Below are 15212 nucleotides of genomic sequence, written 5' to 3'. Positions count from 1 at the left end.
AAACACTATGAAATATATTATCAATCATTCAAACGACACTGCTTTTAATATCGCCTTGGAAGAATATGCCTTTAAACACTTACTAGATGAGGATCAAATCTTCCTTCTTTGGATTAACAAACCTTCTATCATTGTTGGTCGTCACCAGAATACTATCGAAGAAATCAACCGTGATTATGTTCGAGAAAATGGTATTGAGGTAGTCCGCCGTATCAGTGGTGGTGGAGCTGTTTATCACGATTTAAACAACCTCAACTACACCATCATTTCAAAAGAAGATGAAAACAAGGCCTTTGACTTCAAGAGCTTCTCAACTCCAGTTATCAATACCTTGGCTCAACTAGGCGTTAAAGCTGAGTTTACAGGCCGTAATGACCTTGAGATTGATGGCAAAAAATTCTGTGGCAATGCCCAAGCCTATATCAATGGTCGTATCATGCACCATGGTTGCTTGCTCTTTGACGTTGATTTGTCAGTTCTTGCTAACGCCCTCAAGGTTTCAAAAGATAAATTTGAATCAAAAGGTGTGAAATCCGTCCGTGCCCGTGTCACCAATATTGTCAATGAATTACCAGAAAAAATCACAGTTGAAGAATTTCGTGATTTGCTATTGGAATACATGAAAAAAGAGTACCCAGAGATGACTGAATACGTTTTTTCTGAGCAAGAATTAGCGGAAATCAATCGTATCAAGGATACCAAGTTCGGTACTTGGGACTGGAACTACGGTAAATCACCTGAATTTAACGTCCGTCGGGGAACAAAATTCACCAGTGGTAAGGTTGAAGTTTTTGCCAACGTCATTGAATCAAAAATCCAAGATATCAAGATTTATGGAGACTTTTTTGGTATCGAAGACGTTGCAGCTGTAGAAGATGTCCTTCGTGGAGTGAAATACGAACGTGAGGATGTTCTTAAAGCTTTAGAAACTATTGACATCACACGCTACTTTGCTGGTATTAGTCGTGAAGAAATCGCTGAAGCAGTAGTGGGATAAATCAAAAAGAAGTTGTATATTTTAGCAACTTCTTTTTTTGAGGTTTTTACATAATTATTATTACGTATCAATTATAAACTATCCAAGGCATTTTTCTGTTCATCATTAACGATATGGGTATAGAGGTCAGTGACTTGTGTACTGGCGTGTCCTAGCTGATGGCTGACCAAAACTTGCGATTTAGTAGCATCATAGAGCCTAGTTGCCAGAGTATGGCGTAGTTTGTGGGGAGTTACACGGACTTTGAAGTCCTCAGAGTACTTAGCAACCATTTTCTCGACGCTGGAAGCATCGATACGATTGGAAACACCACGATATAAGGTCAGAAAGAGAGCTGTATCTGTCTTTTCCGTCTTATAGCGTTGATTCCGAATGGCCAGATAATTCTCTAGATAAGGCTTGGCAAAGGCAGCGACATTGACCGAGTCACGTTTTCCCCCCTTACGTGTGACATCAATAACCATCATATTGAGATTAAGATCTCTTAGATCTAGATTAACAGCTTCAGATAAGCGGACACCTGAGGCCAAGAGAAGAGCAATAATGGCCAAATCACGTTCTTTATTTTTATTGAATGATGAAAGAGCGCGATTAGAAAGTTGTTGAGGGTACTCTTGGTCGATATAAGTTAGAAAACCCTCTGTTTCATCGCCTAAAAAGAGTTTTTGCTTGATGTTTTCAGCTCTAGCAGCAAGTGTTTCTTTCTTTTTCTTGGTTGAAACTTTCTTCATTACATTACGATAGAAATAAGGCTCCCCTTGGTCGTTTTCAACCTCCTCTGTTAGATACTTGTAAAGACTAGAAAGTGCCGACAAAGTCCGATTAATGGTCGTCTGAGAGACACCTTGTTTGGTTGTATTGGCATTCAGCAAAGGTCGTTCACGTAGATACAGGATAAAGGATTCCATATCTTTTTTAGACATATTTTCCAAGACTGATAAAGGAATGTCAGACATTTTATCAACATTTGAAATACCAGACTCCAAAACCCAGCTGAAAAATCGATCGTATTCCTTGAGATATTCGTACAAGGTTGTAAAACTGTAGGGCACAGCAAGCTTGGATTGGTAGTATTCCAGAACATACCAGGGCATGATTTGTTTTAGTTTGTCGATTCGTTCCAGTAAAATCTCACGTTTCATGTATTTTCTCCATAATTAAGTCTACTAGTAGTATAGCATAGACTTATATATTTTTCAAGAAAATTATAGTTTTTCGGAAAGACGTTATAAGTGTTTGATGGATTCTAGAAAAAACAAAGACCTGATTCTGCAATCATAAGAAACAGGTCTTTTGTGTGTATGTAATCCGGCAATATGTTTATACTTTAATTTCTCTAAAATATTGCAATTGCCATTTTTGTGTTGCTCGAGCTGTTGTATTTAAATTTGAGCACCAAGGAGGATAAAATCGCATAGACATTTTTCCATTGCTATCTTTTGTCGACAGAATGTTTTTACGAATAGCCACCTCGTTTGGAATAATGAATAGTCCCCTCTTATCATTATCAATGATAACGATTATAAGTTCATTTCCTAAATCCTCATTGGTATAAGGAATGTTCTTGTTGTTTTGGTCTTTTTCCAAAAAACTGTAAAATATCCTTCTTTTTTTGGTGTTCTTTTTGCCAAGCGGCATCTTTTATACCCTTGCTCTTCCTTTATATTGATAAGAATACCTTCGTATTTTTCATTGTATTTTTCTTCAATGAAATCAAAATCACCATAAAAATTATATAAAACATCGAGTATTTTCATTATGATGTATATCCTCCTTAGCAAATAACTTTTCCAAAGAATAATACTGTTTCCAACAAAATCAGCTACCGACTATACTCATCTTTTTTATGTATTACCATATAGCAGGATACCAAGATGATGAAGATTTTAAGCAGGTAGGTTTCGGATCGATCAGTGTCTATGGTTATCTGAGACAAGACATTAATGATCGAATGTGTCATAACGCAAATCCAGAGATTCTTTGTTTTGTTATATAGAGCTGAGAGTATGAAAGAATTCGTCAGCAATCCAAATAAAAACGGTAGAATTTGCAGAGTTGCTAGGGAACCATCAATGTAAAAGAACAACAGATGCCAAATCGCCCAGCTGAAAAAGGTTAGGATTGTTGAGGGAAAATACGGTAGCTTCTCTTGTAAAATTGGTTGAAAGACATATCGCCATCCAATCTCTTCTATACCACCAAAGACAATAAATTTGAAGAACATCAAAAACGGGAGATACCAGCTAAATTCTACTATTTGCCCACCAAACATTAGAAAAGAAAAATCAAGGACAATAAGGAAAAAAGATAATAAATAATGTTTGTAACTGGTATGAATGTTAAAAAAATCGTTAACGATCTTCTTAAAAGGAATATGAAAATAGTGATTTGCAACAATGATTCCCCAAAGTGCTGAAGAAATGCCACCTAGAAAGATTCCTAAAATAGATAATAGATTGGAATGAATAGAAAAATGATTCAAGAGAAAGAAAAGGAGGCAAACTGATGCTATTTGGCTAAATGTGCCTAGCAAATATACTGCAATTGCCTTATTTCTTTTCATAGAGAATCCTTTCAATAATATTTTACGTAAAATAAATTATGTAAAAAGAACTTATAACAACAAATCTTTGACTTTTCCAATTTCACTTTTTGGAATCACTAGGTGAATCATATCACCCAGATACATTCTAGTTGAGCCGTTAACGGTTTGGCTTTTGCCATTATGGACTTGGGTGGTGATGAGTACGTTATGTGGCAAGTTGAGCTCGTGAACCTGTTTTCCTGCTATTTTATCTGATACAGGGATTTCAATGAGGGTGACTTCTCCTTCATCTGTCGCTTCTTCTGGCAGCATTTTTTCGAGCATGGCCTCATAGACTGGAGCACCCTTGAGCAGATCCATAACAATGTAGGCGACTAAGGTCACTAAGCCAAGTGGCATGAGGTTTCGAATGTCCCCTACCATCTCAGTAACAAGTATCATAGCGGTTAAGGGAGCCTTGGAAATTGCCCCAAAGTAGCCACTCATTCCCAGAATGACAAATATAGGGAATTGTTCCTGACTGACAAGCCCAAGATTGACACAAATGACACCAACTAGGGCACCAAGTAAGGAACCGAGCGCCAAAATGGGTAGGAAAATTCCTCCTGGGAGGCCACTTCCATAGCTAATCATGCTCCAAACAAAGCGAATCAAAAAGTAAGCTAATAGAACTTGAAAACTAAAATTTTGCTCAGTCAAGGAAAGAACGACCTGATTTCCACCACCGAGAATTTGTGGCAAGAAAATCCCGACTGGTATGATAAGGATAAAGGCTAGGATTGGATAATAAGCTCTATCTAAATGGATTTTTTGACCAACCCAATCATAAACTCGACCAACATTGAGTACAGCTTTCTCATAGAGAAAACCAGAAAGCCCGAGAAAAACTCCCATAAGGAGGTATATCCAATACTGGTCTAGGGTCATGAGAGGAATGTCGTCTGGCATATCCAGTACGGGTGTTAAGCCAAATATGAGCAGAGAAACAAAGTTTGCTACGAGACTAGCTGCTAGAGTTGATACCCAGAAAAATCGTGAAAAATGGTGATAGACTTCCTCTACAACAAAGAGGAGACCTGCAATTGGTGCATTAAAGGCAGCTGCTAAACCTGCAGCTGCTCCACTGGCAATCAGGGAACGTTCCTCTACTGGGCTAGATTTGAGCCACTTGGCAATACCTTTACCACCAACTGCTCCAAGTTGAATACTTGGCCCTTCCCGACCTAGCATAAGGCCACTGGCAATAGCAAGAATACCTAATACATATTTCTTCCAGAGGACACTCCACCAGTTGAGACTCATCAGTCCCTTTAGTTCAGCTTCAACTTGAGGAATTCCTGAACCCTTGATATCTTTTTCTGACCGAGTTAGTTTCGCGCTAAGCCAGCAAACTATTACATAAAATAGGCCAATGATAAAAAGATTGCGCACTAAGTGCGCTTGATCTTGATAGAGTCCTTGTATCAGATGGAAGCCCTTTTCGATTAAGAAACGAAAAGATCCGACGATTAGCCCGACGACGAGACCAACAATGATTCCCCGTCCAACTTGGGATAATATGGTGCTTGAGGCAAAGGCAAATTCTTTCTTGGAACTGAGTGTTTCTGACTGTTCCTCCATAATCATTTCCTCTTACTTGTCTTTCTTAGTTGAAACCAGTGTTTTGACTGGTTCAAAACTGGTTCGGTGAATTGGGGTGACACCTAGTTTTTCTAGTCCTTTTAGGTGTTTAGCTGTTCCATAACCTGCATTAGCTGTAAAATCATATCCAGGATATTGCTGATCATATTCCTTCATCAATTCATCCCGTGTCACCTTGGCTACTATAGATGCAGCTGCGATTGAGAGAGAGTTGGCATCTCCTTTGATGATTGCTGTTTGGGGAATCGACAACTCCAGTTTCATGGCGTCTATCAAGAGGTGCTCAGGTTTCGGACTGACCTGGGAAATTGCTTCCTTCATGGCCAGCTTGGTTGCTTCATAGATATTGACTTGGTCGATGACCTGATTATCCATGATACCAATACCGATTGCCAAGGCTTGATCTTGAACAGCATGATAAATTTCCAAATGTTTCTTTTTGGGGATCTTCTTGCTATCGTTGAGGCCTCTAATCTTACAATTTTTCGGCAAGATAACGGCTGCAGCGACTACAGGTCCAGCAAGAGGACCACGGCCAACCTCGTCAACACCTGCAATTAGAGTCAATCCTTGCTTATAAAGTTCTTTTTCATAAGAAAGCATAGTTTCCAGGCGAAGGTCTTCATCCAGTTCAGCCTGAATGGCTTTTTTACGCTTGCTGATTTCCTTTTGAACTCCAGTTCGGCTATCTTTTTCCAGTTCAAGAAAAAGGGGATTGTATAAGTCTTTGACCGTGGCAAGAAGTTCTTTGATTTCTTTAATCGTCGTCATCGATATCGTCCAATGTATCTAAGGTGTAGTTACCGAGTTTTCCATCACGAACTTCCTTCACGAAGAGGCTGTAAAAACGGTCGTAGTCGTCTCGGAAACCGAGGGCACGTGTCATATCCATGATAATAACAGGAGCATCTTCTTCAATTTTCATTTGTTTGAAGCGTTCAGCTAGCTTATCTGGATAATGTTTTTTGAAATAATTGAGACCAAAAATGGTGACTTCATCCATAGGAAGCAACTGGTCTTTAATTGCTCCAGTTAAGGCTAATTTCAGTGCGACAGCATCATCTTCAAACTTAGGCCAAAGAATCCCTGGTGTGTCTAGGATTTCAAGGTCTTTATTGGTTTTGAGCCATTGTTGCCCCTTGGTAACACCTGGTTTATTGCCGACCACCGCAATCTTTTTCCCAGCCAAACGGTTCATCAGAGTTGATTTGCCAGCATTTGGAATTCCGATAATCATGGTACGCAAGGTTTCAATCTGAATGCCACGTTCTTTCTGGCGTGCAATCTTATCAGCCATAAGCTTTTTGGCTGCATCTGTCACAACTTTTACGGTAACTTGCTCTTTGGAGTTGATTGCCAGAGTTTGAATCCCTTGTGATTCAAAGTACTGACGCCATTCTTTTGTCATTGCTGGATCAGCTAGGTCTGCCTTGTTTAAAATCAAGAGTTTGGGTTTATCTCCCACAATCTTGTTTAACATAGGATTTTGACTAGATAAAGGTAGGCGAGCATCCACCAAAATCGTCACAAAATCAATAAATTTTAAATTCTCCTGAACTTGTCGCCGAGCCTTTGACATGTGACCCGGAAACCATTGAATAGTAGCCATAATAATTCCCCTTCCGACTAAAAAAAACGTGATAAAAACGTTTTCTTTCTTACCATCTATTCTATCATAAATGATCCCTCTTTGCATAGGCTTTTGTCTACAAAAATGAGTATATATAGTAAAAATGTTTGCATAAATAATGTATTGTTATATCAAAGTACGAGAAAATACCTATCAAGTCATATTGACTATAGGTATTTTTCTTATAAGAGTATTCTTGAGAGAAAAGGGCTGATACAATTTGTGACAATCGTTTCACTCCAGAGAATTTGCGCTGGGGATAAATAATCAGCTCTTAAACATTCTTTTAAAAATTCAGCAGCTTGATCCGGAGCAATTTCAAACTCAAAGGCTTTCATCTTGTAGAAAAAATCGATGAGATGCTCAGATAAGTATTCATCTGAAAAGGGTACTTCTCCACTTTTTCGAAATTCTAATAAGAGCCGAGAAAATCTAGCTTTTTCATCAGGCAAATCCCGAAAATAGGAATTAAGAAGCCAGGTCTGCTTCTGCTTTCTTTCAATTGGATCCTGACTCGCAATTCGTTGGTCTTTTTCCAGCTCTTTTTGGTATTGTTTAGCCTTGATAGCCCGTTCTGTTCGATTTTTACCAAAAAGTATTTTTTCCCACTTGCGTTCTTCTTGGGTTAGGGTTTCTGTAAAGCCAAAGTAGTCTTGATAGGCACGCTCTGCTGGTCCCATGGCTAGGACCAGATTGTCTGCATATTGCTTGGCGATTTTATCCCTCTTCTTGCGCTCTTTCTCTGCCTAGATACGGAGTTCTTGTTCGTAGTCAATTTTCTCCTTGCCTAGCTTGACAAGGTAGAGTTGATCATCCGGTTTTCCAAGTAAAAAGGGCTTAATGCATTTTTCAAGGACTTCTTCCATGCGAGCCTTCTTCTTTGGCTCAGCCTTGGTCCAATTTCCTCCTTGAAAGACTTCTAGGAAGAGTTGGTAGTCTCTCTCAGGTGCGAACTGATTGCCACGATTAGGCTTGAAAACGCCTTTTTCCCAGAGCCATTTTAGAAGTCGCTCGTCAAAGTCACTTTTATTGACCTTGATTTTTTCCTTTTTCTGGGCTTTTCTGGTAAGATTTTCAACCTTTCTGAGTAATTTTTCTTCCTCTTCTAGTTGCTGGTCAAGGATAATACGATGAAAATGACGGACGCAGTCACTACCGATTGGAAAGAGGCGTTGGCCTGTGACACCGTTAAAGAGTTCGTAGGCGTATTTGATAGCATTCCCACAAACACAATTGCTACGGCCGATACCATTAAAAATCAAGGAAACTTCATTCCATTCCTTGGTAGCCTGTTCCCAAGTATCGGCTTTTGAAGCCTGTAAAACCGCATCGTGCAGGGATTTTCTAACTGGAAGTGTCATGAGGTCTCCTTTCTAGATTATACTTTTACAACTTGAACCTCGTCTTTACCGAGTAAAATCAAGTATTTTTCAATATTTTCAATCAAATAGGCTCGTGATAAAGCCTCTCCATAAAGGGCTAATTGACCACGATAGCGGTCTATGAGTTGACTTGGCTCGTCATAGCGGTCTGTCTTGTAGTCGAAAAGAACGATACGATCCTCATAAAGCAGATAGCCGTCCAAGATTCCACGGACAACGAAGTCTTCCTGACTCTTTTGATCTCGTTTGAGCATGGAGAAAGGTTGCTCGCGATAAAGATGGTCTGTATTAGCAAGAATTTCTTGACCAAGTGCTGTGTCAAAGAATGAAAGAATTTTAGCAAGATTGATCTTGTCTCTGACAGCTGGGCTGGTTTGAACTTGTTTGAGAGTTTCTGTCAGGCTAGCAAGGGTTGGTCGCTGACTTAGGTCAATTCTCTGCATGAGTTCGTGGGTAGCACTACCAATCTCAGCTCCTGTTACCTTTTCTTTGGTTGAAAAATCTGGTAACTCAAAGCTAATTTTCTTGTCTACTGACTGGCCTTGACCTGCAATCTCGACACCTTCCATATCCATAACTGGTTCATAGAATTTCTTGATTTGACTTGGGGTTTGAACACTAGGAAGCTCAATGGCTGCGCGGTGAAGAGTATTATAAACTTCCACCTCTTTCAGCATTTCCAGAGCTTCTTTGATGGTTTCAGACTGGCGGTTGTCTGCTTGAGAGCTATCTTGTAGAGGGCTCTTGTTTTCCAACTGACCAATAGCTTCTCTAGTCAACTGGTCTTCGCCAACAAAACGATAGCTAAAGTTGAGATTGTCCTTGGCAAACACTTTGCTGATAGCCCAGATCCAATCTTGGAAATTTCTTGCTTGCAGTCTGGTATTGCTATCTAATTTTCCGTTATTTGCTGCCGGGTATTCCTTGGCTTCTAGCTTTTCACGAGAACCCTTACCGACAAAATAGAGCTTTTTCTCAGCCCTCGTCATGGCAACATACAGCAGACGCATCTGCTCTGAATAGCTAGCCAATTGCAGTTCTTTCTCATTCTGCGTATAAGTTAGGCTAGGAATGGAGAGTTTGATGGTTTTAGGATAGTGTGCTTCCACTGCTCCTGTTTCCACCTTGGCAATGTATTTGACACCAAGCCCATTTTGACGACTGAGAATGACGTCTGACATGCTGTCTTGCTTGTTGAAGTCCTGATCCATGTTGAGGATAAAGACATAAGGAAACTCCAGACCTTTGCTCTTGTGAATGGTCATAAGTTCCACGGCATCTTTAGGCGGTGCGACAGCTACGCTTGCGAGGTCATGCTGAGCCTCTAAAACTTGATCAATCATACGAATAAAACGAGACAAGCCTTTGAAATTGCTCTTTTCAAACTGGTCAGCACGTAGCGCTAGGGCATAGAGATTAGCCTGCCTAGCAAGTCCGTTTGGCAAGGCTCCAACATAGTCATAATAAAAACGGTCATTATAAATCTTCCAAATTAAGTCATAGAGAGAGTGGGTTTTGGCATGTAAGCGCCAAGAATCCAAGATATCCATGAATTGATTTAATTTTTCAGCTAGGTCCTTGTGAATTAACTCTTTCTGATCAGTTACCTGTCTTTGAGCATTAACTAGTTTCTCATAAAGATTCTCTTGTACTTTATCTTCTGCTTTCTGAAGAGATAAACGTGCCAACTCATCCTCATCGAAACTAAACATAGGAGACTTCATAAGGGCAACCAAGGCGTAGTCTTGCAGGGGATTGTGGATGACACGAAGGGTGTCCAACATGACTTGTACTTCTAAGGATTGGAGGTAGTTGTTTTGCTCACCGTCTGTTTTGACAGGTATCCCGTACTCAGACAGGGCAAGTAGAATCTGGTCATTACGACTGCGACTGGAAGTCAGAAGGGCAATTTCTTTGAAGGCCACACCTTTTTCTTGATGTAGCTTTAAGATTTCCTTGATGACAAGGCGCATTTCCCCAGTGAGTTTCGTGTCTTCATCACTTTCTTCTTTCTCTTGCCCACTATCGCCCTTATCGTAGAAGAGAAATTCTGCCTTGTTGTCTGGATTAGGAGTCAGTTTGGTATTGGCAAAAACAAGCTGGTGCATGCTATCATAGTTGATTTCACCGACCTCTTGGTCCATAAGGCGTGCAAAAACATCATTGGTTGCTGACAGCACTTCTGAACTACTACGGAAATTTTCCTTGAGCAAAATCAGCTTTCCTTCTTGAGGATTTTGCGCATAGCGTTGAAATTTTTCATTGAAAATCTGGGGATCTGCCTGACGGAAACGGTAGATGGACTGCTTGATATCTCCCACCATAAAGCGATTGTGACCATTCGACAGCAATTCCAGCATCCGTTCTTGAATGTGGTTGGTATCCTGATACTCATCGACCATGACTTCATGAAATCTCTCTTGATAAGTCTCGCGAACTTGTGGGAAATTCTCTAAAATCTCAATGGTGTAATGACTGATATCAGCGAATTCAAAGGCATTTTCTTGGCGTTTACGTTCGCGATAAGCCTCCACAAAATCACTCATAAAGGTTTGGAAGGTTTTAGCTAGCTCCCAAGTATCTTCATGATAACGTTCTTGATAGTCGAGAATGGTTATCTGATCTGCTAGTTGTCCAAGTTTTGCAAACTGGGCCTTTCTCTCTTCGTTGTAGGCATCAGCCAGTGGCTTTAAATCGGCCTTACGACTGGAGTTAGCCAGAGCTCGACCATTTTTTTCCTTAGAGATGGCAACAACACGCGCAAGCACTGCTTGATAAGCCTGACTATCGGACTCTTGATTTAAGGAGCCAATTTCATCCAGAACCTGTTGAACAGCTTCTAAATAGGTAGCTTTTGGAAACTCATTGGCATCGTTATCCAGATGATAACGGAGGAAACTTTCCAAATCCCAGAGCGCCTGCTTAATTTGCTCAGTTAGTTTCTCTTTTTCATTTGCAAAGTCAGCTTTTTCAAACCCTTTGAGAAAAGACTCGTTCAGCCATTTTTGGGGGCTACTGGTGGATTGAAGGAAATCATAGATTTTGTAGACTTGCTGGCGCAGACCTCGTTCATCCTTGCCACGTCCAGCAAAGTTCTTCACCAAACGGCTAAATTTCTCTTTATTCTCACCTTGGTAATGCTCTTCAAAAACCTGATGAAAAACTTCGTTCTTTAAGAGTAACTGTTCACTTTCATTTTGTAGAATACGGAAGTTCGGTGCGATATCAATCAGATAGCCATGTTTGCCAAGGAATTTTTGCGTGAAGGAGTCCATGGTTCCTATGGCAGCGTTTGGCAGGTCTGCCAACTGACTTCCCAAGTGTTGTTTGAGCTCGACATCATCGGTTTCTTGGATTTGTTGGCTGATTTTTTTCTCCAAGCGCTCTTTGAGTTCAGTAGCAGCCTTGACAGTAAAAGTCGAGATAAAGAGTTGGCTGATTTCCACACCTCGCGCCAATTGATCCAGAATACGCTCGGCCATAACAAAGGTCTTCCCTGAACCAGCAGACGCTGAAACAAGGATATTTTGCCCTGCAGTATAAATGGCTTCGATTTGCTCAGCTGTTTTCTTTTGTTCCTTGCTTGAACTCACTTCTGCTTCTTGCAGTTTTTGAATTTCTTCCTCAGTTAAAAAGGAAATGGGCTTCATCGATTCAACTCCTCTCTCATTTTTTCAAACCAAGCTTGCTTGAGTTTTTCTCCGACCAGACGCTTGCCGTCAGCTAAGTCTAACTTCTCTAGGAAACGAGCTTGTCCCAAATGGTAATTAGCTTCAAATCCAGTGATGGCTTGGTGTTGCTGAACGTACGGGGCAATACTTTTGCCATTCTCTGTGTATGGATTGATGGCAAATTGGCCTTCTAAAATCTTCTCTGCTGCTTTTTTATAAAGATGTGCATTGTAGTCTAGCAAGAGCTGAAACTCTTCATCAGTCAGCTGGTTGGCCTTATTTTTATTGTAAAACTCACCCAAATGACTGCTTTCTTTTTCTAAAAAGAGCCCTTGGTATTTCATTGACTTGCTGGCTTCTACTACTGCACCTGCCAGACTTTTAACAGCTAATAAAGATTGGACAGGCTCAGCCATTTCCAAGTACATAGCTCCGAAAAAGTTCTGCTCCCCTTCTCTTTTTAGGGCAGCAAGATAGGTTGGCAGTTGGGAATTAAGCCCATTGAAGAAATGAGGAAACTGGAACTGGGTCAAACTAGACTTGTAGTCTACCACTCCTAACGCTCCATCAGCTTTCAGGCGGTCAATGCGGTCAACCTTGCCTCGCACATGAACACTCCGACCATTATCCAATTGAATAAAGGCCTGATCCTTGCCACCAAATGTTGCCTCCTCTTGGATGGTTTCGATAGCTGGATTATGACGAAGGATGTGGCCCGTAGTTCGCGCGACATCAAGCAGAATTTCCTTGGTAAATTGGGCTTCCAAACTTTCCTGATAAATAGCTTCAAATTCGCGTTCTTGGCTGGTTTCCTTGATGGCTTGCTCCAGTCGTTGGTCAAACGGATTTTCAGCAGGCAGTTTCAAGGCTCGTTCAAAAATACGATGCAAAAAATTTCCGTGACTGCGAGCATCCGGACGAAGGCGCAATTCTTCCTGTAAACCTAAGACATAACGAAGGAAATAACTGTATTCATTGCGGTAAAACTCCGTCAAACCAGACGTAGACAGGTAAAACTCTTTGTCAGCAGGGTATAGAGCCTGCAAGGTCTCTTTCTCTAATGGCTTGCTGCTTGGACTGGTTGGGAGTGCTGGATTTGTAAGACCTTTTTGATCTAGTTTTTTCCCCATGACACGAGCCAAAACCTTGACAAAGGTGACATCTTGCTCATTTTCACTTGAACCTGCCTGCTGATGATAGGCAACCAGGCTAGAGAGGAGACTATGATATGACCCCATATCATCCTTAGACAGCCTTTTTTGATGAATCTTCTTCTCTATCCGGCTAAATCCAAAACTCACCAGTTCCTGAAGATAGGCCGATTCCTTGCTCTCATTTTCATTGAGAAGACTTGGTGCTGACAACACCAACTGCTTACGAGCAGCATTGACCAAGGAAAGCATGGTATAGCGATTTTTCTTGAGGTTTTCACTACTTGCAATCAGTAATTGCGCTCCCTCTTCGGTTGCTTGGTTTAGGCTTTGTCGTTCTTCATCTGTTAACAGACTGGTGTTTTGCGCGATTTTTGGCAAATGATCCTGAGTCAGCCCAATGGCATAGACAAAGTCAGCGGTCATAGGTGCAATCAAATCATAACTCTGCACCAGAACGGTGTCCACTGTCGCTGGAATGGTGCGATACTGGGACAAATTCATTCCAGAATGGAGCAAGGCTAGGAAGTCCTCCAGACTAACTTGTGAACCAGCAAAAACCGTCGCAAATTGTTCTAAAACATGGCAGAAGGCTTTCCAAACTTCAGCTTGTCTTTCCTGTTCTAGAGTTTCCATAGTAGCTGTCAATTCTTGCATCTGCTTGCTTAAAGCAGCATTTTTTAGAAAAGTATTCCACTTTTGCAAGAGATTTTCAGTCTTTTGTTTACGGCTGGCAAATAATTTTTCAAGAGGAGCCAAAACTCGCAAACGAATGTCATTCAAGCGTTCCAAATCAAACTTTCCATGGTGGGATTTAGTGAAGGTCTGCTGAAAAGCTGGCAAGCCATTGATACCAAGATAGCGGAGATATTGCTCAAAAGCATCAATATCCTCTTGGCTAAGGTCAGTATACAGACCAGTTCTGAGGAGATTAATCAAATCCTCCTGACGAAAACGGTAGCGTTTCAAACGCAAAATAGATTCGACATACTGAGTCAAAGGGTGGTGAGCCATGGATTCACTTCTACCAAGATAGAAAGGAATCTGATACTGGTCAAAAATAGTTTTCAGTGATAACTGGTAAGAAGTCACATCACCCAGCAAAATACGGAAATTCTTGTAACTCAGTTCTGGATGGTCATGTAATTTCTGACGAATGCTACGGGCTACTAATTCCAGCTCTTCTTTTTGCGTCAAACAAGACCAGATTTGCAGGTTTTCCCTGTCTTTCTCATCGATATCCAAGGTGAGTTCTGAAAAGTCATAAGAAGACTCCAGCAAACGAGAGGCTTTGTCAAAACTATCCATTTTCTCATGTGTCTGAGAACGATCCTGAGCAGGTGTTTGGTATTTTGCCCCCAAATGATGAAGAAATTCCACACTGGCTTGGTAGAGATTCCCTTCAGTGAACGGACTGGTATAAGCCTTCTTGCTTGCATAAGCACCGATGACAATCTCGACACCTTTTCGATGAAGCAGATCCACTACACGCTCCTCCTCGGCAGAAAAACGGGTAAATCCATCAATAACCAAGGCAATCTGACTGAAATCACTGCTTACCTTGTCATTCTCAATAGCCTCAATCAAATGGGACAACTGACTTCCCTGAGCCAACTGACCTTGATTAAGATAGGCAGTCACTTTCTCAAAAATCAAGAGTAAGTCTGCCCGCTTGTCCTCATCTGTCAAACTTTCCAAGTCCAAAAAGCTCATCTGAGCAGTCGTCATCTCATGATAAAGTTCAACCAACTGCTGGATAAATTGAGGATCCTGCTTTATAGCACCATAAACACGCAAGTCCTTGGGATCTAGTTCCGCAAGACATTTATAAAAAGCCATCCCAAGACCGATGTCATCTAGACTCGTCTTAGCTGGCAAATCATTTAAAACCAGATAACGAGCCATCTGAGCAAAACGCGTAACAGTAATCGCAAAAGAAGCCTGCTGGGACAAGCATTCCAGAACGGCGCGTTCCTTTTCAAATGAAAGAGAGTTGGGGGCGATGTAGAAGACCCGCTTGCCCCCAGCAACTAGCTCTTCTGCCTCTCTGGTCAAGATTTCTGTCAAAGAAGTCCGAATATCAGTATAAAGTAATTTCATCTCTGCCTCGTTTGGTTTATCAAAGTTTCTTACTCTATTATAGCAAAGTTCGCTTCACAGTCCAAATCCAAAATTCTAGTTGATAATCATTTAAT

At 40.9% G+C, this 15212-nt stretch carries 8 protein-coding genes and 2 pseudogenes; 1 reads left to right on the top strand and 9 read right to left on the bottom strand.

Annotation, left to right across the window (positions count from 1 at the left end):
- The first annotated feature begins 7 nt into the window (after nucleotides 1–7).
- A complete protein-coding gene (locus ACORHV_RS04705; RefSeq protein ID WP_000874002.1) occupies nucleotides 8–997 on the top strand; it encodes a lipoate--protein ligase in 990 nt (329 codons plus the stop codon).
- 71 nt (nucleotides 998–1068) lie between these two features.
- Here the strand turns inward: ACORHV_RS04705 and xerS are convergent, their stop codons facing one another.
- The 9 genes and pseudogenes from xerS to rexB all read right to left on the bottom strand — a co-directional run bounded on the left by xerS (nucleotide 1069) and on the right by rexB (nucleotide 15117).
- The gene (gene xerS, locus ACORHV_RS04700) at nucleotides 1069–2139 is read right to left on the bottom strand and encodes a tyrosine recombinase XerS (RefSeq protein ID WP_000817871.1); all 1071 of its coding nucleotides are present in this window, start codon (nucleotides 2137–2139) and stop codon (nucleotides 1069–1071) included.
- Between the two features lie 178 nt (nucleotides 2140–2317).
- Nucleotides 2318–2754, bottom strand: a pseudogene (locus ACORHV_RS04695) (MepB family protein).
- A gap of 65 nt (nucleotides 2755–2819) precedes the next feature.
- A complete protein-coding gene (locus ACORHV_RS04690) occupies nucleotides 2820–3560 on the bottom strand; it encodes a CPBP family intramembrane glutamic endopeptidase (protein ID WP_000827852.1) in 741 nt (246 codons plus the stop codon).
- A 51-nt stretch (nucleotides 3561–3611) separates the two neighbouring features.
- A complete protein-coding gene (locus ACORHV_RS04685) occupies nucleotides 3612–5162 on the bottom strand; it encodes a ClC family H(+)/Cl(-) exchange transporter (protein ID WP_000392577.1) in 1551 nt (516 codons plus the stop codon).
- 12 nt (nucleotides 5163–5174) lie between these two features.
- Nucleotides 5175–5954: a ribonuclease HII gene (locus ACORHV_RS04680; protein ID WP_000207517.1), complete on the bottom strand. Its 780-nt coding sequence runs from the start codon at nucleotides 5952–5954 to the stop codon at nucleotides 5175–5177.
- On the bottom strand, nucleotides 5941–6792 hold the full coding sequence (gene ylqF / locus ACORHV_RS04675) for a ribosome biogenesis GTPase YlqF (protein ID WP_000201284.1): 852 nt from the start codon (nucleotides 6790–6792) through the stop codon (nucleotides 5941–5943). The genes ACORHV_RS04680 and ylqF overlap by 14 nt, the downstream gene beginning before the upstream one ends.
- A gap of 203 nt (nucleotides 6793–6995) precedes the next feature.
- Nucleotides 6996–8174 (bottom strand): annotated as a pseudogene (locus ACORHV_RS04670) (hypothetical protein).
- A 17-nt stretch (nucleotides 8175–8191) separates the two neighbouring features.
- The gene (gene addA, locus ACORHV_RS04665) at nucleotides 8192–11845 is read right to left on the bottom strand and encodes a helicase-exonuclease AddAB subunit AddA (RefSeq protein ID WP_000802726.1); all 3654 of its coding nucleotides are present in this window, start codon (nucleotides 11843–11845) and stop codon (nucleotides 8192–8194) included.
- Complete coding sequence (gene rexB / locus ACORHV_RS04660) at nucleotides 11842–15117, bottom strand: ATP-dependent nuclease subunit B (RefSeq protein WP_434399020.1); 3276 nt, start codon at nucleotides 15115–15117, stop codon at nucleotides 11842–11844. Before rexB ends, addA begins: the two co-directional genes overlap by 4 nt.
- Between the last annotated feature and the right edge of the window lie 95 nt (nucleotides 15118–15212).

This window comes from Streptococcus sp. KHUD_016 (assembly GCF_051106465.1).
GTDB lineage: Bacteria > Bacillota > Bacilli > Lactobacillales > Streptococcaceae > Streptococcus.
The sequence above is the reverse complement of the archived record's forward strand: the minus strand, read 5'-3'. Positions and strand labels throughout refer to the sequence as shown.

What these genes read in the sequence shown, in the direction of transcription:
- ACORHV_RS04705 (WP_000874002.1), top strand. Translation starts at nt 8, where the DNA reads ATGAAATATATTATCAATCATTCAAACGACACTGCTTTTAATATCGCC.
- ylqF (WP_000201284.1), bottom strand. Translation starts at nt 6,792, where the DNA reads ATGGCTACTATTCAATGGTTTCCGGGTCACATGTCAAAGGCTCGGCGA.
- ACORHV_RS04690 (WP_000827852.1), bottom strand. Translation starts at nt 3,560, where the DNA reads ATGAAAAGAAATAAGGCAATTGCAGTATATTTGCTAGGCACATTTAGC.
- ACORHV_RS04680 (WP_000207517.1), bottom strand. Translation starts at nt 5,954, where the DNA reads ATGACGACGATTAAAGAAATCAAAGAACTTCTTGCCACGGTCAAAGAC.
- rexB (WP_434399020.1), bottom strand. Translation starts at nt 15,117, where the DNA reads ATGAAATTACTTTATACTGATATTCGGACTTCTTTGACAGAAATCTTG.
- addA (WP_000802726.1), bottom strand. Translation starts at nt 11,845, where the DNA reads ATGAAGCCCATTTCCTTTTTAACTGAGGAAGAAATTCAAAAACTGCAA.
- xerS (WP_000817871.1), bottom strand. Translation starts at nt 2,139, where the DNA reads ATGAAACGTGAGATTTTACTGGAACGAATCGACAAACTAAAACAAATC.
- ACORHV_RS04685 (WP_000392577.1), bottom strand. Translation starts at nt 5,162, where the DNA reads ATGGAGGAACAGTCAGAAACACTCAGTTCCAAGAAAGAATTTGCCTTT.